Genomic DNA, 25709 nt, shown 5'->3' on the forward strand with positions numbered 1-25709 from the left:
CGCTTCGCCGAGCTTCTGATGGTGCTTGAGCTGTTGCGCGCCTGTTCATCGAGAGCACGACTAACGCCGGCTAATGCAACTTACAGACAATCCGGCGAGATGGTCCAAACCGCCGTATGCTTGATCTCGGCGTCTTCTAGATCGCGGGTCACCGGTACGCGATAGTCGGCGAGTCGGACAAGCTTTGCCTTCGGAAGGAAAGTGCGCCCGGGATCGCCGATCAAGATAGTCGCACCGGCGCGCGCATGGTCGGCCAGAAATGCAAAGGCACGCGTCGCGGTGTCCCCCTCATAGAAAATGTCGCCCGCGAGGATGGTCTGCCATCGGCCGTTTGGTTGAGTGTCGAGCACGTCCTCGCCGCACGACGTGAGGTGGACCTGGTTGACCTCCGCATTGAGTTCGGCCGCCGCGATCGCGAAGGCGTCGATGTCGGACACGGTCACCCCGACCGCGCCAGCCTTCTTCGCCGCGATGCCGACGAGTCCGGAGCCAGAAGCGATATCGAGCACATGCCGGTCCCGCACGGTATCGGGATGATCGAGCACGTAGCGCGCCAGGGCTTGGCCGCCTGCCCAGGCAAAGGCCCAGAAGGGCGGGGGGAGGCCAGCCTCGTTCAGCTCGTCCTCGGTCTGCTGCCAGATAGGCAACGATTCATCGGCGAGGAAGATAGCGATTTCCGGCACTAACGGCACCGACCGCAGTCGGGTGTTGGCGCGGATGAAGGTTTGCCGGTCGGAAATGGTCGTGGCTGTCAAGGCGGGCCGTCTCTGTCTCGGCCTCCTGATGACTAGCACGAACCGTCTCGACGCGAAGGCGGGCGCAGAGCTGCCGCAAATTGTGCGCTTGTTCACATGGCGTTTGCCATAACGGTTCGCACCGACCGCCTCTCACGGCGTTTCGGCTTCGGCCAGTGATCCCATGTCCGACCATCGAGGGTTCGCCCCGTCTTCTTCTTGTTCTTTCCACTCCATTGCTTGAAACGGAAAGCGACATCGCCTGCCGTCCGCCGATCCAGTACCCTGGTGGTACCATCTCGAAAGCCTCGCACCGCGTTACCCCTTGAATTTTCTGGGCGACTCCGCGAAAATCGCGGACATTGAAGTGGCGCCGGCTTGCAACTCCTCAAATCGCGCGACTTTCGGGACGGAAGCGATACCAAAATGTTATGGAGCCGCGAGAACACCGCCGGGCTTAAGCTGGATAGACCTTGGAAGTATCTCTTGATACCCGGTGCGGTCATCCAATGGTTCATCTACATGTTTCCCACCGGCACGTTCAGCTCCGTTGTTTCGGATACGCGGCACGCCCGCAGTCCTATCATGACGTTCGTATACAGCGCCGGTTTCTGGGTGCTCTTGCTGTTCGCCGTCTTCGGGGCCCTGTCGGGCCCCAGGTAGCGCCATGCCCAGGAAAAGCAAGGACGGCGGTGCGTTCGAGCTGATGGCCTTCGCTGCCGTCGTAGTCGTGGTTGCCGCCTTCTTTCTCTTCAAGGTCGCGGTGACGGTCGCCGTTTTCGGAGCGCCGCTCATCGCATTCGTTTCGTACTTCGCTTTGGTCCAGAGGGAAAGTCCCGCCATTCCTAGGGCCGAGGAGTACGATAACGACGAATTCCGCCGTGAAGTTATCGACCTGTTGGCAACTCGCGCTGCGCTGATGCAAAGACGAGAAGAGCTCTTTGCGCAGGGGCACGAAGCCGGAATCGATCTCACGAAGGGAAGCGACTATCAGCGCTTCCGGGAGAATTCTGCTCTGGGCCGCCGGTTGAATCAAGAGATCGACGAGACGAAAGATCTGATTGATCGGGCCGAGCAGTCGATCGATTTCGTCAAGCGCGCCGTGATCGTCACCTTCCCGCCCTGGGAGTCGGAGGTGGCGAGGTGGGTGAAGCGACAGAGCCTGGCCATCGCGATCAGACGGGCTGCGCTCTACGTCGTGCCGGCCTTCGCGCTGGGCCTTCTTGTGCCGGGCCGGCTGCACTGGCTCCAGTCGGTCTTGTTGGTCGATCCACCGGTCAATCTCGGCCCGCTCGTCTTAGGTGTCGGGGCGGGATACGTCGCGTTCCTGGTCCATTGGCTTATTGCGAAGGAATCCCTGGCCTCGAGCCTCGACCGGACGCCCTTCGACCAGTGGAGCGATTTGCGGTATCGATGGTCGGTGGATACGGGGTATGAGGAATTCCTTCCCGATGGAGCGCAGCCGCCGCATCTTGAAGGAGACTCCTCGTCCGATGACAATGATGCTGCGAACGGCCGGACGGGAGACGATTACGGGGACCGGGAAGATCCGACCGAGGCCGTGCCGCCATGGCCGGAAGTTCTGCAGGTCCCGCGCGACGCTCCGATCGCCGAGATCAAATCGGCGTACCGCAAGCAGCTCAAGGAAAACCATCCGGACAACGTCGCAATGTTGGGCGCCCGGATCAGGGCCGCCGCGGAGCTGCAGTCGAAGTTGATCAACGCCGCCTATGAGGAAGCCCGTGCCGAGCGGCAGTTCTAGCGAAGCGATGGCACCGGGCCGAGCAAGCTCCTTCCGACCGCTCCGCGGGCCCGGATGAGCCATGCACCAGATCTCGAAGAGCCTTCTGCTCGCTTCGACGAAATCGGCGATCATGCAATATGCCGGCATGTCGAGGACGAATGCACCTCCTCCGGAATCCTTCGTTCAACACCTCTGCGCGCTCTATATTTGGCAGCAAACGGGGCGCATCGTGCGCGTCGAATTTCCGGCACGCGACTGCGCTCATTTGAATTTCGATCGCTCGCGGTTTGAGCATTTGAGCCGCAATTTCCTGGTCGACCTGGTATGCCTACGGTCGGAGGCAAGGAATCCCGACGACATCGAGGCGCTGGTCGAATTCAAACTTTGGACTGCATCGAAACATGTCGGTGGCGACGTTTCTCGTCTGCGCGAGTTTTTGAGCTTTCTTCCCGCCCATGAAGGGGGCGGCGCGAAGGGATACGTCGTTTGCGTGCCACACTATCCGAACATCGCTCGGGTCAGAGAGGCAATATCCGCCTTCTCCGGGCGTTTTCGGCTCCCCGGCGACGATCCGCATACTTCAGAGGTTTTTGAGACCGGCAGTTCGGGCGCTGCGGCGGGCATCGTCGTTCTGGACGTCCAGGAGTGTCGGCTGTCGTAGAGATCGCCGGCGGCGTCCTCGGATCCGACCTCGGCGGCGGATCGCGCGAGTACCAAAACCTGGCTTTGCGTGGATGTCGACCTGCAGATCCTCGGAAATCACACCCTCGCGGGGATTCGCAGACGTCAAGACGACGGCGCCTGGCCGGAGTAATCGGGGCGCTGACCAAACCCGCGAAAGCAGGGTATTCTAGGTCGATGACGTACGGAAAGCTGTCATTCCGCCAGCGTAACGCGCCTCTTCAAAAACTCGTCCACCGCCTGCAGCAGCAGAACATGCATCTTGGTCCTCTCTCGATGCGCGATCTCACGCAGCGCGTCGTAGGTCGCCGGCTCCAGATAGAGGGACATCTGGTGCGCTCGCTCCTTCAGTGTGGCACGCGGTGGCGAGGCTGGCGCGGCAGCCTCGCCAGGATGGGCCGACAACTGGCGAAGCGATTGGCGCTCGACCCGGGCGGCGCCGGGCGCCGGCGCCGCCCCATCGAAGCCACTACGTTCGGACGCGAGATCGGGCGCAAGCGCCGGCGCGTCTCCAACCAGATCTCTGATGGTGTTCTTCCGTTTCGACATCCCGATCCGCTCGCTCCTCGGAGCCCTCGTGGCTGTCCTGTGATCCTCTGATCCTGTGACGCCCTGATCCCGTGATCGAGTGATCCTGCGATCACGGGAAATATGGACGGCGAAGCTTAAGAAGGGCTGTTGTGCTGGACGGGACCGGCTACCCCGGATCGGCGCCGATCCAGCTCGTCCGAGACGTCTCGGATGGCCCCGAAATCAGTCGAGATTGACGGCCCGAATCGGGTAACGGGTGGTACACGGCGGTGGTCGCAAATCCGATCGGGCTTTTTAGGAATCCTTGTTTTCCGCGGGTTTTCGCGCAATCGCGGCGAAGGGGAAGAGAGTCCCACTCTCTCCGCCAGTCAATCCTATGATTTGTTGACGAGGCTTCGCGCTCAGAACGGCAGCTTGCGCCCGTCGTCCTGCCAGATCGGCGGCCCGCAGCCTTCGGACTCTTCGCCTTGCCGGTCGCCCGGATCGACCATCCTGATGCGCAGACGGCGCATGGTCTTCTTGGTTTCTTCGATGCTGAAGCCGCGCGCCTGCAAGTCGGCCAGCGCCCGCCTCAGGAGGTCGTAGTCCGCCGGGGTCAGCATGTCCGACCAAGACGAGGTCGCCAGCGCCGTCGCCAGCGCCAGGCCGACGTCTGTGGTCGTGGGAGCCTTGCGCCTGTCCATCTCGCTGCGCCACCGGGCCGTCCGCAGACGCTGCTGCGCCTTTTTGAGTTCGAGCGGCTGGCGCCGTCGACGAAGTTTCACGAACAGGTTGTCCGGCCTGTCCGGGTCACGCTGGAAATACGCGCCCCGGGCCTCGTCCATCTCCGCGATCCGGTCGGCGTCCGCTTGCGTCAGTTGCCGTCTGAGCTTCGCCATGCTCTCTCCATCGTTCCGACCGGGTCGACCGATCCGCTAAGCCTTGGTTATCCAGGCCAGCTCAGCAAGAATCAACAGATCGAACGACGTGGACAGAGACTTCGCATCGGCGGTCCGCAGGCCCTGCAGCCCGGGGCCCGGAGGCCTTCGACGACATGGAGGCCGAAGGCTCCGTCGGGCTCCAGAAGAATGCGATCAGGATCCGACCGGCTCAGCATCGGGGCAGACGACCGCATCGCAGAGCATGTTGCCGAGCGCCGCAGGCATGGCAGACCGACGATGATCCAGCGATTTGGCCTCCGAAGGTCCGTCGACAGGGTCAAGCCAGGGAGGTTCGATGGATTGGACCGGGTTCGCCGGAGCCGGAAAGGCCTCGAAGGCGCCCGTAGTCAGAGTCGAGGAGGAATGCTCGATGGTCTGATCTGGAGAGAGGGTGTGCTTTTTATCTTTGTACATGTTCGCGGAATCCCGGGACCGCGAAGCCCTGGGCCGCGGAACAGGCGCCGGGCTGTTGAAGATCAGGTCGATGGCCCTGTCCCAGTTGTCGTAGGCGAAGCTCTTGCCGACGAAGTCCAGGCCCTTGATGATCTCGGTCTTCCGGGCGGTCATCTCGTCGGCGACCAGGCCGGTCACGGAGAGCTGCTCGCACATCTTCCAGAGGGCGACGGCGGAGCGCGTGGCGCCGGAGCGCACGCCCCGCTTCTTGATGCGCTCTTCCGGCGTCATCAGGCGCTCGTTGCCGTCGGCATCGAGGATAGGCACGACCTTGAGATCGTCGTCGCGACCGCGGTTGATCGCGATGCGGCTGCGGCTCCTGTTGAGCTTGTCGATGCAGTAGCGGGCGGCGAAGGCGCAGCGCCCCTCAAGGACTCGGTCCAAAGACGCGCTGGCGGTGATCTCGGCCTCGACGTTGGGACGGATGCGGTCGTCGAACCACTGCGTCAGCGTTTCGACTCCATCACGCGCGGCATCCAGGAAGGAGAGATCGCGGATGCGGAGCATCTTGGCGACCAAAGGCTCGATAGTCACGCCGATCGTCGCCCACATCAGGTTCGAGGGCGTCAGGATCTCGCCGTCATTTTTGGCGGCGTCGGCGCGCATCTCGGCGCCGCGCCTGGCAAGATCCGCCTCGTCGACCTTCATCGAGAACTTCGGGATGGCGATGAAGTCGTCCAGCTCGCTCCAGTGGTCCTCATTCGCGAGCAAAGTCGTCCAAAAAGGCGAAAGCGGGTTCTTGGGTTTGAAGATGTTCCAGCAGCCAGGGTCGGCGCCGAGCGGCAGCAGACGGGCGACGAGACCGCGCTGTACGGCGTGATACTTCTCGATCGGGCCCTTGCGGCAGCGCTTGTCGCCGTAGATCTTGACCTCGCCCGTCGTCGGGTCGGTCGTCTCGCGATAGGGCTCGTTCCAGACGCAGGCGTCGCGGACTGTACCGTCCTTCGGGTCAACCACGTAGGGATTGAGAAACCAGATGCAGTGCGGCCGCGCGAACTGCCCGCTGCGGGTGATCCTGCCGACGATGAGGTTCGGCAGCATCTGGGCCGGCAGGTGCTGCAGCAGCGCGAGGCGGAATGCCGCGGCGGACGCCCACACGGTGTCGAACTCGACGACGATGCAGCAGTGGCGCGTGGTGTCCAGTTCGACGTACGGGCAATCGAGCGCGATCAACTTCGTCGCTGTAGAGAACAGCGCACCCTTGTCATAGCCAGCGCGGATGCGGCCGCGGCGCGGCACGATCTGCGCGAAGCGGGCGAACGACGGCGACAGGTGGCTGCGCAGCACGCCCTTGCCGAGGAATTCGTGGAACGGGTCGTAATGGTCGCCGGCGTAAACGCCGGGCTTGGCGAGCAGGAAGCCGTGCTCCATGCGATCGGCGCTCTCGGCGGCCTGCTCGCGGGCTTTGGCGGCGAACTCCTCGGCCTTCTTGCGGGCAGCCGCCTTCTCGGCCTCGTCGACGACAACGGCCTCGGCCTCTACCTTGGTGCCCTGCTTCGCGAGACCCTTCATATGGCGCTCGGCGCGGCGCTGCTGCTTGTCGGCGTTCTTCTGCTTCTTCGCCTCGAACTGGGCCTGCGCCTTCTCCTGGCTTTCGGTTTGGAAGGCCAGCATGTGCCGATGGATGCTGTCAGGAATCCGGTCGACGTGGCGATAGAAGTCGGCTTCGAGCGCGACCTCCTCCGTGCTGTCGTCGATCACCTGCGCCAGCTGGGCGTCGGTGAAGCGGTCGCGGTCGTCCGGGTGGATGGTGGCGGCGAGCATGACCCGCTTGAGGACCAGCACGCCCTGCTCTGATCCGATGTTGCGCCGGGGCGCCTCGATTGGATTGCCCGCCCAGTCCGTCGGCTCGCCCATCTCGATGAGGCGACGGAGCGCAGGGCTGGTTGCCGATGCGAGATCGGCCTGGCGGCTCTCCTCGGCACGGGCGACCTTGGCCTGGTGCTCGGCGTCCTGCTTGCGCTTCGTCAGGTTGACGGGGCGCAGCTTAGGACCACGACGCTTCTTCGCCTTGCTGGCGGGCGCCGGGGCATGCGTCAAGGATTCGAAATCTGGTGCGGTGTCCAGGTTCATGCGAGCTATCCAGGGAACAGCAATAGACCGGACGCCCGCAAGCGGCAATGCCTTACGGCAGACTGTGGCAGACAGCCCACGAATCCTGCTGGGGGCCGCCGGCGCCGCCCACCTAGGCCCCGGAGCCACGGTCGGAACGCGCAGACGAGTCCGGGTCCGGACTCGGTTCGTGGCCCGGGCCACGTTTCTAGACTCGAATTGTTGGAGGCAGACGTTTCTAGTCTAGCAACGTCGATATGGGGGCATCAGTCGATGGTGCGCGAAAGGTCAACCGACTGTAACGGCGTCGATTTCTCGAACGACAATTAGAGTCTTGTAACATCAAGATCTCGAATTGTGAGCGCGCCTACTTCTTCTTGAGACGGTGCGAGTTGTCGATGGGCGCGTCGGCAGGATCGGTCGCCTCGCCGTCCTGCTCGAGGTGGCCGCCGACAGGCGCTGGCCAGTAGGATTCGGCTTCCTCGAACCAATCACGCGGTGGCGCCATGCCGAACAGCAGCTCATGAGCTGTGGAAAACCTCTGCCAGCGGTCGGCGGTCCGGAGCGGATCCCGCGATCTCATTTCATAGGGGGTTGGGCCCGGCTTGACGCGGCCCATGGCGTCGAGCTGCGGGTTGCGCGGGTCGGCGGTCAGCCAGCGGATCAGCAGCCGCTCGATGTAGTGCGACCGGGAGACGCCGGACTCATCGGCGCGCAGCGACAGCAGCTTGAGCAGGTCGTCGTGGGCCCGCAGCGTGATGCGCTCCGAGCGGTTCTCCCCGTCGTCACGGGCGGACGGTCCTGGCTTACGGCGCAGCTTCCTGTTCTTTGGGAATCCAGTAACCATGATCAGGCCAAATCCTTGCTTTTAGTGCATCTTTGTGCGCACAAAGATAGCCAATGGTGGCGACTTGGCGCGGGTGATAACATGGCTTCCAAGGATTCGTCGAGGGGCAAGAAGCGCTCCAACACCGCCGATCTGCTGCGCCTGATCGCCGAAGACCGAGCCGAGGGCGGCCGGCGGCCGCCGCCGACGTCGGGGCACCCTGCCCTGTCTTTGTTGCTCGTCGGACGCTGGGATGACGCATTCGGAATCCTGCATCAACTCTCCGAGGAGGTCATCGGCGCCGAGCGCGCGCAGCGCCTGCTGGACAAATGCGGCGACCGCGTCGCCGTGCAGGAGGAGATCCGCGAGACCATCGAGGCGCTCTACTCGCGCGGCAACCGGAAGGACGGCGAGCTGGCGCTGGCCTGGTCGATGATGACATGCCGCGCGACCCACCCGGCAAGCTTCCGCAGCGTGCTGCCGCAGCTCCAGTACGCGCTAGATGCCGCCGACCTCGATGCCGACGACGACGGCGACTGCCGCGACCGGCTTCGCTATTGGTGGCAGTGCGGCGCCGGCGCCTTCGCCCACGAAAAGCGCTCGCCGTTCGCGATCGCGGCGGCCATGCTATCCGGAGCTATCATCAAAGAGCCCGCCTTGGAGTCGCCGGCGAGCGAGGTCGACACGGCCCAGTGGTTTCGGTCCGCGTATCCAGGCCCGACGCTGGTCGTGATGCCGGCGTCCAGAGCTACGAAGCTGAACAACCACAACAAGCCGTTCGCCGAGATCCTCGACAAGCCGCTGCCGCTCGTCTGCGCTCGCAACCTCGACGAGGCGCGGAGGCGCCTGGCGCAAGAATTCCCGCACGCAGCCACCGCGCTGTCGATGCTGTTTCGCGACCTGCGCGAAGGCGAGGCGGTGCTCGTCAAGCCCATGCTGCTAGTCGGGTCTCCCGGCGTTTCCAAGTCTCGGATTGTGAGGAAGTTTTCGGCCTATCTCAATCTTTACGTGCAAAGATATGACGGTGCATCCAGTAGTGACGGCCAGTTCGCGGGTACCTCTAAAGGCTGGTCGAACACCGAAGCATCCGTGCCCGCTCGCGCCGTGCTCGCGAGCCGGACGGCCAACCCCGTGGTGTTCGTCGACGAGATCGACAAAGCCAAGTCCAACCATCATGGCGGGCTGGTCAACTCGATCACGGGGTACCTCGACAAGGAGACATCTAAATTCATGCGGGATCAGTCGACCGACTGTGAATTTGATCTGTCCATGGTGTCGTACTTGGCCACCGCCAACGACGTCAGCGGGCTGCCGGAGCACATCCGCGACAGATTCCGCATCGTGCGCGTGCCCTCCCCGCGGCTCGTCGACCTGCCCCTGCTGGCGGCGTCGATCGTCGACGACATGCTCACCGAGGACGGCGACGAGTGGGCCGGTAGCGTGGCGCCGTTTGCGCCCGACGAGCTGCGCGTCATGGCGAAGGCCTGGGAGGCCCGCGGGTTCTCGATGCGAGCGCTGCAGAAGATCGTCGCGGCAACTTTGGAAGCCCGCGACGCCTGCCAGATGAGGCACTGACGATGTCGAATAGTGGTTGGAAGCAAGACCTGGCGCGCGATCTCGAGAGCTTCACCCTCGGTGAGACGCCGAGCGCGTTCGAGCAGCTCCGCGCGCCGACAATCGAGAACTGGACGACGCAGGTCCGCCGCGTCGGCAAGGAGTTCAAACTGGTCATCAAGGGCCAGGCGCGGAAGCACCCTGACTACGACGACGGCGAGGACATCTGCACCGCGGCGATCCACTGGTTCGACCGAAATGGCCGCTTCGCTCGTTCCGCGCACCGGCTCTATATGCTGGGCGAGCAGCGGGGCGACGAGATCCCGATCGAGGGGATCGACGAATAACGCCCGAGATGGCCCGCCTGCTGGAGCGCCTGCAGACCGGCTGGCGCCCTCGCCCAGATGAGATCGACATGCGGATCCCCCAGCGGACGATGGCGAGGTGGGAATTCTGGCCGAGCCGCCACGCGAGCCGACCTCACATGCTGATCGCCGGCTGGCCCGTCGACGACGACGGCGCGTGGCCGCAGTTCACTGAGCAGGTCCTCTGGATCGACGAGCGCCTCGAATGGGCGCTCTGCGAGGATGGATTCTGGTGGCTCCAGTGAAAGTTTTTCACTCAGAAGTCGTGAACGGTCAATTAGTTATCGTCGTGCAAAGGCGTGGCATGATGAGGAACACGTTGGCTCAGGTCGAGCGCGCGGTGTCTGAAGCGCTGGGCTGCGCCCGCGTCGCCGTCGTCACAGAGGCGCAGTGGTCGGCCCCATAGGATACCTAAGACGGCTTAGCTTCCCAAAAGGCGCGAACTTCCATCGGACCTCCGGAAATTTTTCCGCGACCTGGCGCAGATTGCGCTTCGTCCTTGTCAAGGAGGCTGAGATGATTCCCGTCGTCCCAGGCGAACGAACCAGGGCAGAGCGGCGATAATAGCGGGATGGCCTTCGGGACCCGCACCGCGGTTCAACTAGGCGAGCTCGACGCGGATCGAGACGACGGGTTGTGGGTGACCCAGGAGGCGGAACCCTCGCTGATTTCGGAGGCGTGTATGGACATCGCAGGACTGGAAGAATTGCGGAAGGGTGTTGGCCTGGGACCTGCAGCCTTCGCGAAGGCGCTAACGGTGGCGGCCGGACATATGGTCACAAAGCCACTGCGCGAGATCGAGCCGCACGAAGTGGCATACATCCACGCCGCGTGCGCCGATATCGTCGACTTGGGAAGCGTCTTGAGGCGTTGCTCTGATGCCGTCCGACCGCCGCCTGTTCGACAGCTCGTCGATGACGCCGCCGCCCGCGCCGGAGATCGACGCCGTGACGTGCAACTTGGAGCCCGTGGCCGGCGACGTCCACATCACTGACGATGTCATCTTCGTCACCATGGGTGTCGATGTCGCGCGGGGCTACGACCCAAACATGCACCCGCCGGCGCCGGCGTGGCCGCCGCGGATCCCGCTCTATCAGCGCGAGGTTCTCGCTTCACTATCGATGGGCAAGAAGGTGAGATTCATCTGATGCAGCGCGCCGTCGAAGATCTCGATATCACGGAGGTAGTCCACGCGGTGCGGGACGCCGTGCGGCCGGCGGGCCTCTTCTCGTTCGTGAGGGACACTCTCCACCACCCGCGCAATCAGGTTGCGCGCGGCGACTGGGAGAAGCGCATGCCGAAGAAAAAGCGCAACAGGAGATCGAAGTGATGTCCGCGAAGCGCGACGACCGCATCGCCGCCCGCGAGGCCGCCTATCGCGGTCCGACGAATCCTTTCGATCCCGGATCCCGGCGCCACCGGCTGTTCGCGAAGGCGCGCCAGCACGTCGAGAACATGGACGCTGCGTTCAGGGATCTGGAGGCCGTCTACGGCACGATCGGACAGCGGAAGGAGAGCGTGTGATGGGGTTCTGGGCTATCAAGCACATCGGAGACCGCCAGTTCGACGACGCCAAGGCGTCAGACGACTGGGAAGCCTGCATGGTCGCCGAGCATTGGTGCGAGAGACTCTATGGGCCCGGCAAGCTTGGTGACGAGCCGAGCGATGTCGAGGTCAGATGGTGCGACCCTGGCAACGGTGTGCTGACTTACGGTTTACCCAAGCGCTATCGGGTCGCTGTCGAGATGGGACCCGAAGACGGTCTTCCATACTTCATCGGCGAGGAGATCGCGTGATGGAGGACCGCAGCGCATTCCGCGCTTGGGCCGTCTTGATCGACGCCGCAACGGATTGCGATGGCGTCGTAGGATCAGGAGCTAGTGATCTCGTCAAGGCGTACGTAAACGGGCTCATCACTCTCGACGAGTTGCACGATCAGGCGCCGGTTCACCTGAAATCCGGCCAGCACCCGTCGTCCTCATGACTCCCGGTCCTGATTTCGCAGCGTTCGTTCAGCAGCCGCTGACCGACGTCACGCCATAGAGCGTCGGCGCCCCAGCGTGCGATCAGGTCGCGTCGATACTCGCGGACGCCGCGCATGCAGCGCAGGCACGACACCGTCAATTCCTTCGCCTGGATCTCGCCGAGCGTCAGCCTGGCCGCCGGCCGGTCGGTCCCCGCTCGCGGATCCCGCAGGACCGCGTCCCACCAGGCGTCCTCGTCGTCGACGGAAACGCGGCGCCGCTGCGCCTCGGCCAGGCGGCGTGCCGTCTCCTCCGCCTTCTGTTGTTTCGCGGTTGGAAACCGCCACTCTGCACACCTTCTTCCGGCCATACGCTGGACTCCAATTGACCGTAGAACGAATAGAGAACAACATGGCTTCTCCGTCAATCAGGAATCCTTCGCCATGGCCGACCCCGTCGAGCAGCAACCCGTCGACGAGGCCGTCGAGCTGGAGGTCGCGGCCGCGCAGGCGATCGAGGCGTGCGGCGGCGACTTGATGCAGACGATCAAGGCGCTGATCGTCGCGAACGGGATGCTCGAGCAGGAGCTCGCCGACGTCTATGCCAAGGCCTCGCATGGATTCCTTCGCGGCCGGCGCGTGCCGAAGCGCAAGGACTAGCGGAAGCGCGGACGGGGCGCCCAGTCCGGGATCTCGACGATGAGGTCGGGTATGAATCCGGGATTGATGGCCCAGGCGTAACCGTGCGGGTTCGCGATGACCCTCGTCCCGCCGCCGTCGCTGCCGACGGTATAATCATAGCTGTCGTGAACGTGCCCATGCACCCATAGCGATGGCTTGTACTTCTCGATGATGGCGGACAGATCGCTGATGAACGAAGCGTTGATCGCGCCCTCGTCGGAGTAGCGTTCGTGCAGCGAATTCGGGTGAACCCCATGATGGGTGATCACCACGGTCGGTCCGTCATGCTCCTCGGCGAGCCGATCGGTCAGCCAGCGCCGTTCGGCGACATGGCGCTTGTAGGCTTCCAATGGCGTGAACGGCGCCGGGAATTCCGCGCCTGGCGTGGTCCTGATGGACTTGTGGTCGTTGATCCACCGGCCGGCGCGGATGCCCTCTGCCTGGCTTTCCGCTTCGAACCTGTAGTCTGTCCACAAAGTGCAGCCGAGGAAGCGGACGCCGTCGATAATCGGCACCGCGTCGGCATCGAGGAAGGTCACGTTGGTGGGGCGCGTCCGCTCGCGGATCGTGGCGGCGGCGTCCTCCAGGATGGAGCCGTAGTATTCGTGGTTGCCTGCGACGAACAGCACCGGTTTGCCCCACAGGCCGCGCTGGTTGGTCAGCCAGCTCGTCACGCGATGGGCATGATGCACGTCGCCGGCGAACACCGCGACGTCGAAGTCGAGGTTCTGCGGAACGGTGTAGCCGTGATCCCAGGCTTCGATGTGCAGGTCGGATGCGATGAACAGCTTCATGGCCGGACGATCGCGCCGGCGGCTGCAAGAGGCAACGCGATATGTTGGAGCGATTTGCCCCCAGTTCGCCCCCAGCGGCGCGAAGCGTCTTCTCGCGAAGGATCGCCAAGCGATTTACGTCAACGATATGAAAGGGAAGCTTGGTGGGCGCACCAGGGCTCGAACCTGGGACCCGCTGATTAAGAGTCAGCTGCTCTACCAACTGAGCTATGCGCCCGAAAGGCCGGTCAAAGCCTTGCGAGGCCGGTCGTTTAGCAAAGCGATCCGGGTCTGGCAAGCGATCGGACGCAAGTTTTCCAAGGTTCTTCCACAACGCCGGAAAAGCGAAAAGCCGCTGGATTCCAGCGGCTTCGCCAAGGTTAATTTCGGGGCTGATCCCCGCAAGAGCCCGCTTTGTTCAGAGCCGGCCCTCGCGGTCGCGGCCCTCCCCGCCGTCGCGGTCGAAACGCTCGTGATGGAAGTGCTCCATGCCGCGATCCATCATGCGGCCCATGCCGCGTTCCATGAAGTGGCGCGGGCCGTCCTCGCCGCCGCCGAACGGCCCGCGGTGGCGGGTCAGCACGGCGAGGCGCCGTTTCTGGCCGTCGTCCAGGGTCTTGTAGAGCGGGTCGGCGGCATCGGCGATCTTCTTCAGGGCCGCGGAGCTGGCGCCCATGTCCTCGGCGCGCTGACGCAGGCGGGCGATCGGATCTTCCGGCCTGTCGGCGTCCTTTGCAGCGTCCTTGCCGGCGTCGCCGGGACCATTCATCCGCGCATTGGCGCGATCGATGCGCAGCTTGGCGAAGTCGCGCACGGCGGCCTCGACCGGCGGCCACAGCTTCTCCTGATCGGCGTTGAGCTTCAGCCCGGCATGGACGGCGGCGATCCGCGCGTCGACGAAGGCGGCGCGGTCCTCCGGGTTCATGCGCATGTGGCGGACATGCTCCATCCACGGGCGATGATATTGGGCATAGACCGCGCCCGAGCCGGCAATGCTGAGCACGGCGATGGCGGCGATGGTGAACTTTCTCATGACGTACCTCCTCTGGAAGGATGTTCATGAAGATGGGCGCGGTGCGGCTGACACGCAACTTACAACTTGGACAGGGAGCGCGTCCTTACCAAGATGTAACGACCGATTTTACCTCCGGCCGCAAGCTGGAAATCATTCGCAACAAAAAGGCTTCCGTGCAGGCCGCACGGAAGCCTTCGTTCATCGCTCGGACGGATCGGTTCGCCGTGCCCTCAGTTGGTCGCGCTCTTAATTTGTGGCGCTCTCAATTTGTGGCGCTCTTGGCCTCTTTCAGGAATTCGTCGATCAGCGGCTGGCCGATGCGGCCCGCGGCGTCCTTGTAGACCGGCTCCATCGCCTTGCGCATCGCCTCGCTCTGCTCCGCCGTGAGCTTGATGATCTCGCTCTTGCCGCTCTTCTTGATCTCGGCGAGCGCATCGTCGTTCTCCTTCTGCGACTGCGCATTGCCGAAGTCGGTGGCTTCCTTCATCGCCATGGTGAGGGGATCGCGGATGTCCGCCGGCAGATCGTCCCAGAACTTCTTGTTCACGATCACGACGTAGCCGATGTAGCCGTGATTGGTCTCGGTGATGTACTTCTGCACCTCGTGCATCTTCTGGGTATAGATGTTCGACCAGGTGTTCTCCTGGCCGTCGACCACGCCGGTCTGCAGCGCCTGGTAGACTTCCGAGAACGCCATCACCTGCGGCAGCGAGCCGAGCGCCTTGAACTGGGCCTGCAGCACGCGCGAGGACTGGATGCGGAACTTGACGCCCTGGTAGTCGGCGGGCGTCACCAGCTTCTTGTTGGCGCTCATCTGCTTGAAGCCGTTGTCCCAATAGGCAAGGCCGGTGATGCCCTTGGCGTCCAGCAGCTTGAGCAGCCGCGTGCCGAGCGGCCCTTCCGTCACCTTCCGCAGCGTCTTCAGGTCGGGCAGGATGTAGGGCAGATCGAACACCTCGAACTCGCGGATGCCGAGCGGTCCGAACTTGGAGTTGGACGGTGCCAGCATCTGCACGCTGCCGAGCTGCAGCGCCTCGAGCTCTTCCTTGTCCTTGTACAGCGTCGAGTTCGGGTAGACCTCGACCTTGACCTTGCCGGCGGTGTACTTCTCGGCGAGTTCCTTGAACTTCTCCGCTGCCTTGCCCTTCGGCGTGTCAGTGGCGACGACGTGGCTGAATTTGATGACGATCGGCGATTGAGCCGACGCCGGCCCGGCCAGCCCGAGTGCCAATGCCGCGATGGACGCGGCGATCGCGAAGGTGCGCATGTTCTCTCCCTGTTATTATCTGGACCGCCCGGCGCGCGGGCGGCCAATCCTCATGCCGACAGAATCAATACAGGCCGTCGGGCTACGCTGCTATTGGCCGTTAGCAGGGCAGGCATCTCTCAGACTGTCATTCCGGGATGGTCCGAAGGACCAGACCCGGAATCTCGAGATTCCGGGTTCGATGCTTCGCATCGCCCCGGAATGACCAACTTCGTCCGTCAGCCCGCTGCCGCCGTCGTAACCGTATCGCGCTGGCGCTTCATGACGATCTTGTTGAGCGCGCCGAGATAGGCTTTTGCGGATGCCACCAGGGTATCCGGATCCGCCGCGCGTGCGGTCATCGAGCGGCCGTCCTGCGACAAACGTACCGACACTTCCGCCTGCGCGTCGGTGCCCTCGGTGACGGCGTGGACCTGGTACAGCTCGAGCTTGGCCTCGTGCGGCACCAGGCGCTTGATGCAGTTGAACACCGCGTCCACCGGACCGTTGCCCTCGGCTTCCTCGATCTTGATCTGGCCGTCGACGTCCAGCTTCATGGTCGCGCGCTGCGGGCCATGGGTGCCGGCGATCACGGTCAGCGAGGTCAGCTTGATGCGGTCGTGCGAGGCCGCCATCTCCTCGTCGACCAGCGCCTCGATGTCCTCGTCGTAGATGTCCTTCTTGCGGTCGGCCAGCGCCTTCATCCGCGTGAACGCGTCTTCCAGCTGGTTCGGACCGAGCCTGTAGCCCATCTCCTCCAGCTTGTGCACGAAGGCATGGCGGCCGGAATGCTTGCCGAGCACCAGCGAGGACTGCTTCAAGCCGACCATCTCGGGCCGCATGATCTCGTAGGTCGAGGCGTCCTTCAGCACACCGTCCTGATGGATGCCGCTCTCATGCGCGAACGCGTTCCGGCCGACGATGGCCTTGTTGTACTGGACCGGGAACGAGGTTGCCGCCGACACCACCTTCGAGGCGCGCGTCAGCTGGGTGGTGTCGATCTTGTTCCAGTAGGGGAATTTGTCGTTGCGCACGTTGATCGCCATCACGATCTCCTCGAGCGCAGCGTTGCCGGCGCGCTCGCCGATGCCGTTGATGGTGCACTCGACCTGGCGCGCGCCGCCGACGATGCCGGCCAGCGAGTTCGCGACCGCCATGCCGAGATCATTATGGCAGTGCACGGAGAACACTGCCTTGTCCGAGTTCGGCACGCGCTCGATCAGCGTCTTCATGAAGTGGGTGTATTCCTCCGGCACGGTGTAGCCGACGGTGTCGGGGATGTTCACCGTGGTGGCGCCGGCCTTGATCACGGCCTCGACGATGCGGCACAGGAAGTCCATCTCGCTGCGGGTGCCGTCCTCCGCCGACCATTCGACGTCGTCGATCTGGTTGCGGGCGCGCGCGACCATCGCGACCGAGGTCTCGAGCACTTCTTCCGGCGTCTTGTTCAACTTCACCCGCATGTGCAGCGGCGAGGTCGCGATCACGGTGTGCACGCGGCCGCGCTTGGCGAACTTCACCGCCTCGGCGCAGCGGTCGATGTCGGCCGGATGGGCGCGGGACAGGCCGGCGATGACGGAGTTCTTGGAGCGGCGGGCGATCTCGCTCACCGCTTCGAAGTCACCCTGCGAGGTGATCGGGAAGCCGGCTTCGATGACGTCCACACCCATATCGTCCAGCAACTCGGCGACCTCGATCTTTTCCTCGAAGGTCATGGTGGCGCCGGGGCACTGCTCGCCGTCGCGCAGCGTGGTGTCGAAAATGATGACGCGGTCCTTCTCGGACTTGTTCACGGTGGCCATTTCAAATTTCCTTTTGAGCTTTTGCGCCGTTCAGGCCGTCTTGGTCCCTGGCGCTTGAGGTGTCCGGTGATCTCGACCAACCCCTGAGCGCCCAGGCGCATGGCGCCCAGCCGGCCCTCAGGGGCAGCTAAGAAGAAGCCCGCCAATCAGGAGGGTGGGCAGCAGCGCAGCCGGGATCGTGGCGGCGGCCAGAGCCACCTCCCCCGAAATCCCCTCGATTTGGCCGCGAATCAGCATTGCCAGACCCTTTTGAGCCCACAAATTCTCGGTCAAAACCGTTGACGGTTGGTTGCCGGGAGGCTCAGTGGCCTGTTTCTAGACGAGAAATGGCCGCAACTGCAACGCCAAAAGATGGTCAAGAGGGCTGACTTGATTGCCACCCCTTCCCCCGCTTCGTGCCTGGACCCGCTGCAGGCGCGCAAGCGATGCGGCGCAGAGCCGAGACCCAAAGGCGGCAGGCAATCCGAAATCCCTCCGCGGAGGCAGTTCTGGCTTGCTTCGTTGCGCACGGGGACTACCCGCCCTGCTCGTCCCCTCTCGTGCCGACGCTGCCGCGTCCACCGTAAGCCCGGCTCGCGATCAAGACGAGTTCGAGATCGCCCTCTGGATGAGCCGGGATGGGCGACATATGCGCCATTTCCGAATTTCGGTAAAGTGGAATATTTCTGCGCGAGTGGACTTGCCCCTATCCCGCGCGGCGGGCGCGGGCTCTCGTCTCCCAGCGGCTCAGCATCTGGCCGAGCTCGCCGTTGACCACGGGCACTGCCGTGATGGCGCTGGCGATGTCGTTGGTGTTGGCGGGTGGGTTGGCGGGAAGCCAATCCGGTTCGCTATATTCCCGCCAGCGGCGAGCTTCGGCGCGCCGCTTGTTGGAGATGGTGTCACGCGTGAAATAGCCGGCCGCGAACGCGACCCCCAGCAATACGATCAATACGACGACGCCAGCCACTCTCAACTCCGTTCATTGCCCCCGCACGGTGTCTGCGTGGCAATCCGCGCGAAATCATGGCTTGAAGCGGGCCGAATGCGTGACATGCCGCGCTTTGCCGCAGGCAGATTTTTGCTCAAGCCGGCGGAACATTTTCGAGCCTTGCAAACGGCGCAAAGAGGACGCGAAGCGCGTCCGCGCCGAACGCATTCGAATATGACGGGATTGCGGCTCCGGCGCATCGTGCGCATCCAATTCCACCCTCGCAACCGGCGCTGGACCGCATTAACCTCCAGTTGCTCGGCCGGATCAACCGGCCAGCCGAACATGACTTGGGAGGACGCGATGACACGCCAGGAACAGCGTGAGCAGGAGCTTGCGCTTTCACGACGAACACTTGTCCGGGGGCTTGCGCTTGGCGCCGCCGCCACCATCGCTGGCCCTGCGCTGGCCCAGACCGGACCCGCCGCACCGCCGACCACCATCACGACCCCGCCGCGCGATTTCGGCCCGCACGGCGCGCCGACGACTTATTTCTGGGACCCCGACATCATCGCGGTCGATCCGTCCTTCAACGATCTCGCGCAGCCCAACACCGCGATCAAGCGCCTCTACACCGGCGTGTTGTGGGCCGAGGGCCCGGCTTGGAGCGCGCAAGGCCGATATCTGCTCTGGAGCGACATTCCCAACAACCGGCAGATGCGCTGGAGCGAGGACGACGGCCGCGTCAGTGTATTTCGCACCCCGTCCAACAATTCCAACGGCAACTCCTTCGACTTCCAGGGCCGCCAGCTCTCCTGCGAGCATTTGACCCGCCGGGTGACGCGCTACGAGCATGACGGTACCGCCACGGTTCTCTGCGACAATTACAACGGCAAGAAACTGAATTCGCCGAACGACGTCGTCGCGCATCCCGACGGCAGCTACTGGTTCACCGATCCGCCCTATGGCGGCCAGCTCTACGAGGGCGAGCCGGATGCGGCGGGGGGCGCGAGCAATGCCGGCGGCAAGCTCAATCCGCGGATCGGACAGCCAGCCGGCTTCACACCGGGCAAGCGCGAGCTGCCGACCAATTGCTATCGCATCGATCCTTCCGGCCGCATCGACCTCGTCGTCACCGAGGAGCAGGTGCCCGATCCGAACGGCCTCTGCTTCTCGCCGGACTACAAGAAGCTCTACGTCGCCTCGACCGGCAAGGGACCGGGCGATACCGGACCCGGCGGCAAGGGCGAGATCTTCGTGTTCGACGTCGGCAGCGACAACAAGCTGTCGAACCTCAAGAAGTTCAGCGAATGCGTGGTCGACGGCGTGAAGTGCGGGCCGGACGGCGTGCGCTGCGACGTCAACGGCAATGTCTGGGCCTCCAGCAATGCCGGCCGCGCCGTCGGCTACAGCGGCGTGACGGTGTGGTCACCGGAGGGCAAGTTGCTCGGCCGCATCCGCCTGCCGGAGGTGTGCGGCAACATCACCTTCGGCGGCCCCAAGCGCAACCGGCTGTTCATGGCCGCAAGCCAGTCGCTTTACGCGGTGTTCACGGCAACGCAGGGCGCGGGGCCCGGCTGAGGGCGAGCCAGCTATCGTCGGGTGGGCAATGGCGCAAAGCGCCGTGCCCACCATCTCCCTTCGTCTCAAAGGGATCGTGGGCACGCTTCCGCCTTCGCTTTTCGAGCTGCAGCGGACAAGTCGTTTTGCCCACTCCGCGCGACACCGGGTTTCATGACAGCCTGACGACGCGCGCGCGCCGATGACGTTCCCCGGCCGCAATCAAGCTGCACCGCGGGCCAATCTCCGCCATCAAAGCAAAGATGATGTGTGACGCGGCAGGGCCGCAGTGCGGCGCGCGGGCATGATGCTCGCCGCGCTCCGCGCCGGATATGAACTGGGGAGCCTTCGCGATGCGCCATATGCCAAACGACACGATCATCACCAACGTGGGAAGCCAGGAGCTCGTGCTCGTATACGGCGATCCCGGTCTGCCGATCGACGGCCGCGGCGGCAACGACACCATGATCGCAACAGTCGATGGCGGGCCCAGCACCCTGCTGCTGGTCGGCGACGATGAGGATCTGCAAGGACGGTCGCACGGCGGCAACGACCATTTCGTCGCTGATGTCGCAGGCTTCGGCGTCTATGTCACCGTCGATGGCGACGCGCGGACGATGTCCGGCCATGCCCATGGCGGCAATGACGTTCTCAACGTCGACGCCACAGATACGATCTATACGACCACCTCTCTGTTCGGCGACGCCGAGATGGCGATGAGCGGAGACGCGCGCGGAGGCAATGATTTCATCACAGGCACGATGGGAGACAGGGCGTACGGGACGTTCGTCGGCGATGCGGGCACGACCATGAACGACGAGACCCGAGGCGGCAACGACATCATCAACGTCACCCAGGCCGGCGTCTATGGCGCCGCATCGATCTTCGGCGATGCGCTCGACATGCTGGGCGAGGCACGTGGCGGCAACGATATTCTCGTCTACACGGTTGGCACCGAAGCGCGATCCGGGGGTGCGTTCATGGCCGGGGACGCGGACTACATGAGCGGCAACGCCCGCGGCGGCGACGACGTGCTGATCGCAGCCGTCGACGGCAATCCCGATTCGACGTCGATCACCATGTTCGGTGATGCCTCGAACATGTCAGGCAACGCGCATGGCGGCAACGACATCCTCGTGGGCAGCGCGCGCGGCGACTGGCTGTATGGCGATGCCAACACCTACGCCCCGGCCGTGGGCAGCTCGATCACGGGCGGCCGCGACCTCCTCAACGGCGGCGGCGGCGATGATCAGCTCTGGGGCGGGCCGAACAACGATCTGTTCGTGTTCAACGCAGGCTCGGGCCAGGACGTGATCAACGATTTCGATCAGGGCAACAAGGCCGCCGGCAGCACCGCGCGGGAGCATGATGTGATCGACGTCCACGCTTACGGCTTTGCAGGCTGGGCCGATCTGAAGAGCCTGATCAGCGACGACAGCGCCGGCAATGCGGTGATTCACCTGACGGCCAGCGACACGATCACGCTGGACGGCGTCCATGCCGCCGATCTCAACGCCAGGGACTTCATCGTCTGAGGGGCGGCTTGCTGGCCGCCGAACGCCTCTTGCAAGGTCCCGCCCTGCCACCGCAGGGCGATCGCCTTTGGCAGCGAGCTCGGCCGCGACCATCCTTCGAGACGCCCGCCGTTGGCGGGCGCTCAGGCTGAGGATCGCCTGCGCGGCATCCGTTTCGACAAGCGCTCATGCTGTTTAGCCTTGCAGGCGCGCTGGCATCAAAGGACCCATCCTGCGATCCTGCCGTTGTTCCCCACGGGGGCCGAAGGAGGCGAGATGGACGATCGACCAAGACAATCCGACAGCCTGCTGCAGGACGACGGCTTCGTCCGGGTCCGCGGCGCGCGCGAGCACAACCTGAAGAACGTCGACGTCCGCATTCCCCGCAACGCCCTCGTCGTGTTCACGGGCGTATCGGGCTCCGGCAAATCCTCACTCGCCTTTGGAACGATCTACGCCGAGGCGCAGCGGCGCTATCTGGAATCGGTGTCGCCCTATGCGCGGCGCCTGTTCCACCAGATGCAGATCCCTGAGGTCGACGACATCGAGGGCCTGCCGCCTGCGGTCGCGCTGCAGCAGCAGCGGGGGGCGCCGACGACGCGGTCATCGGTCGGCAGCGTCACCACCATCTCGAACCTGCTCCGGATGCTCTATTCCCGCGCCGGCGACTACCCGCGCGGACAAGCGATGCTCTATGCGGAATCGTTCTCGCCGAACACGCCGGAGGGCGCCTGCCCGACCTGCCACGGCATCGGCCGGATGCTCGACGTGACCGAGAAGTCGATGGTGCCCGACGACACCAAGACCATCCGCGAGCGTGCCGTCGCGGCCTGGCCGAGCGCCTGGCAGGGGCAGAACCTGCGCGACATCCTGACGACGCTCGGCTACGACGTCGACAAGCCCTGGCGCGAGCTGCCCAAGAAGGACCGCGACTGGATCCTGTTCACCGAGGAGCAGCCGACCGTTCCTGTTTATGCCGGCTACGATGCCGCCGAGGTCAGGCGCGCCCTGCGCCGCAAGGAAGAGCCGAGCTATCAGGGCACCTTCACCGGCGCGAAGCGCTACGTGATGCAGACCTATGCCAAGTCCGAGAGCGCGATGATGAAGCGCCGCGTCGCGCAATTCATGATCACCCAGGACTGCCCGACCTGCCATGGCTCGCGGCTGAAGCCCGAGGCACTCAAGGTGAAATTCGCCGGGCTCGACATCGCCGAGATGTCGCATTTGCCGCTCAAGCAGCTGCACGAGTTGATCAGGCCGTTCGCAAAGGCCTCGGCGGACAAGTCGGAGAAGATCGTCGTCGCAAGGCGCATCTGCGAGGATCTGACGGCGCGCCTCGCCGTGCTGCTCGACCTCGGCCTCGGCTATCTCGCCTGCGAACGCAGCACGCCGACGCTGTCGCCCGGTGAATTGCAGCGCCTGCGCCTGGCGACGCAGGTCCGCTCCAATTTGTTCGGCGTCGTCTACGTGCTCGACGAGCCGTCCGCCGGCCTGCATCCCGCCGACACCGAGGCGCTGCTGCGGGCGCTGGACCGGCTGAAGCGCGCGGGCAATTCGATCTTCGTGGTCGAGCACGAGATCGAGGTGATCAGGCATGCCGACTGGCTGGTGGATGTCGGTCCCGACGCCGGCGACGGCGGCGGACTCATCCTCTATAGCGGGCCGCCGGCTGGGCTCGGCGACATCGCACAATCGCGAACGGCCCATTATCTCTCGCGACCAAGAAAGCCGCTGCCGGCTGATCGCCGCGAGCCGAAGGGGCACCTGAAGATCAGGGGCGTCGTCCGCAACAATCTTCGCGGCCTCGACGTCGACATTCCGCTCGGCGTCATCACCGGCGTCACCGGCGTATCGGGCTCCGGCAAGTCGAGCCTGATCAGCCAGTTCCTGGTCGACACCGTGGCCGCGCATCTCGGCCATACGCTCGCCGCTGACGACGACGACAGCCTGGCCCCGACGGTCGAGACCCTCGGTGGCAAGATCGTTGGCGGCCTCGACCAGGTGAGCCGCCTCGTCGTCGTGGATCAGAAGCCGATCGGCCGCACGCCGCGCTCCAACCTTGCGACCTATACCGGGCTGTTCGACCATGTGCGAAAACTGTTCGCGGCGACGCCGCAGGCAAGGTCGCGCCGCTACGATGCCGGGCGCTTTTCGTTCAATGTCGCGAAAGGCCGCTGTGCAACCTGCGAGGGTGAGGGGTTCGTCTGCGTCGAGCTGCTGTTCCTGCCGAGCGTCTATGCGCCCTGCCCGACCTGCAAGGGCGCGCGTTACAACGACAAGACGCTGGAGGTGAAGATCCGCGGCAAGTCCATCGCGGACGTGCTGGCGATGCGCGTCGACGAGGCCTTCGTCTTCTTCGAGGGCGATGCCACGCTGAACCGTTCCCTGTCGGTTGTCCGCGAGGTCGGCCTCGGCTATATCCGGCTCGGCCAGTCCGCCACCGAATTGTCCGGCGGCGAAGCCCAGCGCATCAAGCTCGCGACCGAGCTGATGCGGCCGCAGCGCGGGCCCACGCTCTATGTGCTGGACGAGCCCACCACCGGCCTGCACCCGCGCGATGTCGAACGGCTGATTGCCCAGCTCGAGCGGATCGTCGACGCCGGCAGTAGCGTGATCGTGATCGAGCATGACATGGACGTCGTCGCGCACAGCGACTGGATCATCGATCTCGGCCCCGGCGCCGGCGACGAGGGCGGCCGCATCGTCGCGGCGGGGACGCCCGAGCAAGTCGCCAAGGCCGGCGGCAAGACGGCGCGTTATCTGGCCAGCCGTCTCAGGCAGTGACCACGCGGCGTTGGCCGCCGGGCCATCTCGCCGTCATTTCGCAAGTGCGTTCCAGGACGCCGCGGACAGACCTCGACTTTCGCCATGTTGACTTTCTTCGATCCGGTTCCCCATACTTCGCGGAACAATAACAACCAAACACAAGACGGTTTTGAGGGAGGATAGGATGCCGACTTCACGCAGGCAGCTGCTGAAGGGTACGGCGGCTGCCGCCGCCACACTCAGCCTCGATTGGACCAGGGCCCAGGCGCAGGCCGAGAATTTGCGCATCGGCCTGATCTACGACCTCACCGGGCCGTTCGCGGCCGGCGGCTCGGTCGCCTCCTCGGTCGGCGCGCAGATCGCGATCGACCTCGTCAACGAAAAGGGCGGCATCGGCGGCAAGACCAAGATCGTGCCCGTTGCGGCGGATTCCCAGAGCAAGGCCGACGTCGCCATCAACGAGGCCGAGCGGCTGATCAGCCAGGAAAAGATCGACATCATCAACGGCGTCTATTCCAGCGCGCACGCGGTGCCGATGGCGGCCAAGGTCGAGCAGCAGAAGAAGATCCTCTGGATCACGACCGCGGTCTCGACCGCCGTGTTCAAGGACAAGAACCTGCAATACGTGTTCCGCGCGCAGATTCATTCCGACCAGTACGGCCAGGCCTTTGCCGGCTTCCTCGCCGAGCACGCGCAAGCCAAGCTCGGCATGGATCCCAAAGAGGTCAAGGTCGCGCTGATCCACGAGGATGGGCCCTACGGCGTCGGCGTCGCCGCCGCCGACGAGGCCTATGCCAAGCAGGCCGGCATCCAGGTCGTGCTGCGCGAGGGCTATTCGGCCTCGGCGCCCGACCTGTCGGTGCTGGTGACGAAGATCAAGCGCGCCAAGGCCGACGTGATCTCGCATGCCGGCTACAACCCCGACATCACCCTGTTCCTGCGCCAGGCACGCGAGAGCGGATTGCGCTTCAAGATGCTGTTCGGCGCCGGCGCGGGCTACAGCCAGCTCGACAAGCTGCGCGCCACCTTTGGCGCCGACATCGACAATTTCTGCAACATCGATCCGGTGCCGGCGCAATTGCTCGATCCGTCCAAACTCGCGCCGGGCATGGGCGATCTGATCAAGACCATGGTCTCGCGCTACCAGGCCAAGACCGGCGCCACCGACGTGCCGCCGCATTGCTCGATGGGCTTCAACCAGACCTGGGTGCTGCTCAACAACGTGCTGCCGGTCGCCAAGGAGAAGTACGGCAGCTTCGAGCCCGAGGCCATTCGCAAAGCCGCCCTCGACGTCGACATTCCCGCCGGCGGCACCATCCAGGGCTACGGCGTGAAATTCTTCCCGCCGGGCACCCCGCTCTCCGGCCAGAACGAGCGCTCGACCCCGGTGGTGATGCAGAATGCCGGCGAGCACATCTCGGTGGTGTGGCCGACCAACATCCGCACACAAGACCCAGTGTTTCCGCTGCCAAAGGGATCGACCTACGGGACGTAGTATTGAACGCGCTGAAATCGATAGCGAGCATAGGCGCCGTCTTCCCCTCTCCCTTGTGGGAGAGGGTGGCTCGCCGCGAAGCGGCGAGACGGGTGAGGGGTCTCTCTCCACGCGTGAACCTCTC

25 protein-coding genes and 1 tRNA gene are annotated in these 25709 nt (G+C 64.3%); 14 read left to right on the plus strand and 12 right to left on the minus strand.

Going from position 1 to position 25709, the window contains the following annotated elements; genetic code table 11:
• Positions 1 to 80 precede the first annotated feature (80 nt).
• On the minus strand, positions 81 to 755 hold the full coding sequence (locus tag XH83_RS27525; RefSeq protein WP_194403774.1) for a methyltransferase: 675 nt from the start codon (positions 753 to 755) through the stop codon (positions 81 to 83).
• Between the two features lie 646 nt (positions 756 to 1401).
• Between XH83_RS27525 and XH83_RS27530 the strand changes: the two genes are divergently transcribed.
• Both XH83_RS27530 and XH83_RS27535 read left to right on the plus strand, forming a co-directional pair.
• Entirely contained in the window at positions 1402 to 2496 is a 1095-nt protein-coding gene (locus XH83_RS27530; RefSeq protein ID WP_210346987.1) for a DnaJ family molecular chaperone, read from the plus strand.
• A gap of 61 nt (positions 2497 to 2557) precedes the next feature.
• Positions 2558 to 3139, plus strand: coding sequence for a hypothetical protein (locus tag XH83_RS27535; RefSeq protein WP_194403775.1), 582 nt, complete (start codon positions 2558 to 2560; stop codon positions 3137 to 3139).
• A gap of 215 nt (positions 3140 to 3354) precedes the next feature.
• On the opposite strand, the gene XH83_RS27540 is transcribed toward XH83_RS27535, so the two are convergent.
• The 4 genes from XH83_RS27540 to XH83_RS27555 form a co-directional block, all read right to left on the minus strand.
• The gene (locus XH83_RS27540) at positions 3355 to 3708 is read right to left on the minus strand and encodes a hypothetical protein (protein ID WP_194403776.1); all 354 of its coding nucleotides are present in this window, start codon (positions 3706 to 3708) and stop codon (positions 3355 to 3357) included.
• Positions 3709 to 4091: 383 nt separating this feature from the next.
• Positions 4092 to 4568, minus strand: a complete 477-nt coding sequence (locus tag XH83_RS27545; RefSeq protein WP_194403777.1) for a hypothetical protein — start codon at positions 4566 to 4568, stop codon at positions 4092 to 4094.
• Between the two features lie 195 nt (positions 4569 to 4763).
• Positions 4764 to 7319 (minus strand): hypothetical protein, encoded by a 2556-nt coding sequence (locus tag XH83_RS27550; protein WP_210346988.1) that lies wholly within the window; start codon positions 7317 to 7319, stop codon positions 4764 to 4766.
• Between the two features lie 163 nt (positions 7320 to 7482).
• Positions 7483 to 7962, minus strand: a complete 480-nt coding sequence (locus XH83_RS27555; RefSeq protein WP_194403779.1) for a ribbon-helix-helix protein, CopG family — start codon at positions 7960 to 7962, stop codon at positions 7483 to 7485.
• 24 nt (positions 7963 to 7986) lie between these two features.
• Here XH83_RS27555 and XH83_RS27560 point away from each other — a divergent pair, with 24 nt between their 5' ends.
• The 7 genes from XH83_RS27560 to XH83_RS27590 all read left to right on the plus strand — a co-directional run bounded on the left by XH83_RS27560 (position 7987) and on the right by XH83_RS27590 (position 11656).
• The gene (locus XH83_RS27560) at positions 7987 to 9516 is read left to right on the plus strand and encodes an AAA family ATPase (RefSeq protein WP_246776520.1); all 1530 of its coding nucleotides are present in this window, start codon (positions 7987 to 7989) and stop codon (positions 9514 to 9516) included.
• Positions 9517 to 9518: 2 nt separating this feature from the next.
• Complete coding sequence (locus tag XH83_RS27565) at positions 9519 to 9842, plus strand: hypothetical protein (RefSeq protein ID WP_194403781.1); 324 nt, start codon at positions 9519 to 9521, stop codon at positions 9840 to 9842.
• Between the two features lie 8 nt (positions 9843 to 9850).
• Positions 9851 to 10105 carry a hypothetical protein gene (locus tag XH83_RS27570; RefSeq protein WP_194403782.1) on the plus strand — a complete coding sequence of 85 codons (255 nt, stop codon included), beginning with the start codon at positions 9851 to 9853 and terminating at the stop codon, positions 10103 to 10105.
• Between the two features lie 633 nt (positions 10106 to 10738).
• Positions 10739 to 11008: a hypothetical protein gene (locus XH83_RS27575; RefSeq protein WP_194403783.1), complete on the plus strand. Its 270-nt coding sequence runs from the start codon at positions 10739 to 10741 to the stop codon at positions 11006 to 11008.
• On the plus strand, positions 11008 to 11190 hold the full coding sequence (locus tag XH83_RS27580) for a hypothetical protein (protein WP_194403784.1): 183 nt from the start codon (positions 11008 to 11010) through the stop codon (positions 11188 to 11190). Before XH83_RS27575 ends, XH83_RS27580 begins: the two co-directional genes overlap by 1 nt.
• Positions 11190 to 11384 (plus strand): hypothetical protein, encoded by a 195-nt coding sequence (locus XH83_RS27585; RefSeq protein ID WP_194403785.1) that lies wholly within the window; start codon positions 11190 to 11192, stop codon positions 11382 to 11384. The genes XH83_RS27580 and XH83_RS27585 overlap by 1 nt, the downstream gene beginning before the upstream one ends.
• Positions 11384 to 11656, plus strand: a complete 273-nt coding sequence (locus XH83_RS27590; RefSeq protein WP_194403786.1) for a hypothetical protein — start codon at positions 11384 to 11386, stop codon at positions 11654 to 11656. The genes XH83_RS27585 and XH83_RS27590 overlap by 1 nt, the downstream gene beginning before the upstream one ends.
• 151 nt (positions 11657 to 11807) lie before the next feature.
• Here the strand turns inward: XH83_RS27590 and XH83_RS27595 are convergent, their stop codons facing one another.
• On the minus strand, positions 11808 to 12194 hold the full coding sequence (locus XH83_RS27595; protein ID WP_194403787.1) for a hypothetical protein: 387 nt from the start codon (positions 12192 to 12194) through the stop codon (positions 11808 to 11810).
• A gap of 73 nt (positions 12195 to 12267) precedes the next feature.
• Between XH83_RS27595 and XH83_RS27600 the strand changes: the two genes are divergently transcribed.
• Positions 12268 to 12483, plus strand: a complete 216-nt coding sequence (locus XH83_RS27600) for a hypothetical protein (RefSeq protein ID WP_194403788.1) — start codon at positions 12268 to 12270, stop codon at positions 12481 to 12483.
• Here XH83_RS27600 and XH83_RS27605 read toward each other — a convergent pair.
• The 6 genes from XH83_RS27605 to XH83_RS27630 all read right to left on the minus strand — a co-directional run bounded on the left by XH83_RS27605 (position 12480) and on the right by XH83_RS27630 (position 18289).
• The gene (locus XH83_RS27605) at positions 12480 to 13298 is read right to left on the minus strand and encodes a metallophosphoesterase (protein ID WP_194403789.1); all 819 of its coding nucleotides are present in this window, start codon (positions 13296 to 13298) and stop codon (positions 12480 to 12482) included. The two genes, XH83_RS27600 and XH83_RS27605, sit on opposite strands and share 4 nt — an antisense overlap.
• Positions 13299 to 13439: 141 nt before the next feature.
• A tRNA-Lys gene (locus XH83_RS27610) sits at positions 13440 to 13515 on the minus strand.
• A gap of 180 nt (positions 13516 to 13695) precedes the next feature.
• The gene (locus tag XH83_RS27615) at positions 13696 to 14310 is read right to left on the minus strand and encodes a Spy/CpxP family protein refolding chaperone (protein ID WP_194403790.1); all 615 of its coding nucleotides are present in this window, start codon (positions 14308 to 14310) and stop codon (positions 13696 to 13698) included.
• 244 nt (positions 14311 to 14554) lie between these two features.
• A complete protein-coding gene (locus tag XH83_RS27620) occupies positions 14555 to 15559 on the minus strand; it encodes a TRAP transporter substrate-binding protein (protein ID WP_194403791.1) in 1005 nt (334 codons plus the stop codon).
• 218 nt (positions 15560 to 15777) lie between these two features.
• Positions 15778 to 17340, minus strand: a complete 1563-nt coding sequence (locus XH83_RS27625; protein ID WP_194403792.1) for a 2-isopropylmalate synthase — start codon at positions 17338 to 17340, stop codon at positions 15778 to 15780.
• A 685-nt stretch (positions 17341 to 18025) separates the two neighbouring features.
• The gene (locus XH83_RS27630; protein WP_194403793.1) at positions 18026 to 18289 is read right to left on the minus strand and encodes a hypothetical protein; all 264 of its coding nucleotides are present in this window, start codon (positions 18287 to 18289) and stop codon (positions 18026 to 18028) included.
• A 324-nt stretch (positions 18290 to 18613) separates the two neighbouring features.
• Here XH83_RS27630 and XH83_RS27635 point away from each other — a divergent pair, with 324 nt between their 5' ends.
• The 4 genes from XH83_RS27635 to XH83_RS27650 all read left to right on the plus strand — a co-directional run bounded on the left by XH83_RS27635 (position 18614) and on the right by XH83_RS27650 (position 25585).
• Positions 18614 to 19831 carry an SMP-30/gluconolactonase/LRE family protein gene (locus XH83_RS27635; protein WP_194403794.1) on the plus strand — a complete coding sequence of 406 codons (1218 nt, stop codon included), beginning with the start codon at positions 18614 to 18616 and terminating at the stop codon, positions 19829 to 19831.
• 332 nt (positions 19832 to 20163) lie between these two features.
• Positions 20164 to 21345 carry a calcium-binding protein gene (locus XH83_RS27640; RefSeq protein WP_194403795.1) on the plus strand — a complete coding sequence of 394 codons (1182 nt, stop codon included), beginning with the start codon at positions 20164 to 20166 and terminating at the stop codon, positions 21343 to 21345.
• 255 nt (positions 21346 to 21600) lie between these two features.
• Positions 21601 to 24108, plus strand: coding sequence for an excinuclease ABC subunit UvrA (uvrA, locus tag XH83_RS27645; protein ID WP_194403796.1), 2508 nt, complete (start codon positions 21601 to 21603; stop codon positions 24106 to 24108).
• Between the two features lie 166 nt (positions 24109 to 24274).
• Complete coding sequence (locus tag XH83_RS27650; RefSeq protein ID WP_194403797.1) at positions 24275 to 25585, plus strand: ABC transporter substrate-binding protein; 1311 nt, start codon at positions 24275 to 24277, stop codon at positions 25583 to 25585.
• Positions 25586 to 25709: the final 124 nt, after the last annotated feature.

Origin of the sequence: Bradyrhizobium sp. CCBAU 53351 (assembly GCF_015291745.1) — a bacterium.
In the GTDB taxonomy this organism is placed as follows: domain Bacteria; phylum Pseudomonadota; class Alphaproteobacteria; order Rhizobiales; family Xanthobacteraceae; genus Bradyrhizobium.

Bases quoted from the DNA above. Each gene is read 5' to 3' on its own strand.
- XH83_RS27530 (WP_210346987.1), top strand. From the start codon at position 1,402: ATGCCCAGGAAAAGCAAGGACGGCGGTGCGTTCGAGCTGATGGCCTTC.
- XH83_RS27535 (WP_194403775.1), top strand. From the start codon at position 2,558: ATGCACCAGATCTCGAAGAGCCTTCTGCTCGCTTCGACGAAATCGGCG.
- XH83_RS27540 (WP_194403776.1), bottom strand. From the start codon at position 3,708: ATGTCGAAACGGAAGAACACCATCAGAGATCTGGTTGGAGACGCGCCG.
- XH83_RS27545 (WP_194403777.1), bottom strand. From the start codon at position 4,568: ATGGCGAAGCTCAGACGGCAACTGACGCAAGCGGACGCCGACCGGATC.
- XH83_RS27555 (WP_194403779.1), bottom strand. From the start codon at position 7,962: ATGGTTACTGGATTCCCAAAGAACAGGAAGCTGCGCCGTAAGCCAGGA.
- XH83_RS27565 (WP_194403781.1), top strand. From the start codon at position 9,519: ATGTCGAATAGTGGTTGGAAGCAAGACCTGGCGCGCGATCTCGAGAGC.
- XH83_RS27570 (WP_194403782.1), top strand. From the start codon at position 9,851: ATGGCCCGCCTGCTGGAGCGCCTGCAGACCGGCTGGCGCCCTCGCCCA.
- XH83_RS27575 (WP_194403783.1), top strand. From the start codon at position 10,739: ATGCCGTCCGACCGCCGCCTGTTCGACAGCTCGTCGATGACGCCGCCG.
- XH83_RS27580 (WP_194403784.1), top strand. From the start codon at position 11,008: ATGCAGCGCGCCGTCGAAGATCTCGATATCACGGAGGTAGTCCACGCG.
- XH83_RS27585 (WP_194403785.1), top strand. From the start codon at position 11,190: ATGTCCGCGAAGCGCGACGACCGCATCGCCGCCCGCGAGGCCGCCTAT.
- XH83_RS27590 (WP_194403786.1), top strand. From the start codon at position 11,384: ATGGGGTTCTGGGCTATCAAGCACATCGGAGACCGCCAGTTCGACGAC.
- XH83_RS27595 (WP_194403787.1), bottom strand. From the start codon at position 12,194: ATGGCCGGAAGAAGGTGTGCAGAGTGGCGGTTTCCAACCGCGAAACAA.
- XH83_RS27600 (WP_194403788.1), top strand. From the start codon at position 12,268: ATGGCCGACCCCGTCGAGCAGCAACCCGTCGACGAGGCCGTCGAGCTG.
- XH83_RS27605 (WP_194403789.1), bottom strand. From the start codon at position 13,298: ATGAAGCTGTTCATCGCATCCGACCTGCACATCGAAGCCTGGGATCAC.
- XH83_RS27615 (WP_194403790.1), bottom strand. From the start codon at position 14,310: ATGAGAAAGTTCACCATCGCCGCCATCGCCGTGCTCAGCATTGCCGGC.
- XH83_RS27620 (WP_194403791.1), bottom strand. From the start codon at position 15,559: ATGCGCACCTTCGCGATCGCCGCGTCCATCGCGGCATTGGCACTCGGG.
- XH83_RS27625 (WP_194403792.1), bottom strand. From the start codon at position 17,340: ATGGCCACCGTGAACAAGTCCGAGAAGGACCGCGTCATCATTTTCGAC.
- XH83_RS27635 (WP_194403794.1), top strand. From the start codon at position 18,614: ATGACACGCCAGGAACAGCGTGAGCAGGAGCTTGCGCTTTCACGACGA.
- XH83_RS27640 (WP_194403795.1), top strand. From the start codon at position 20,164: ATGCGCCATATGCCAAACGACACGATCATCACCAACGTGGGAAGCCAG.
- uvrA (WP_194403796.1), top strand. From the start codon at position 21,601: ATGGACGATCGACCAAGACAATCCGACAGCCTGCTGCAGGACGACGGC.
- XH83_RS27650 (WP_194403797.1), top strand. From the start codon at position 24,275: ATGCCGACTTCACGCAGGCAGCTGCTGAAGGGTACGGCGGCTGCCGCC.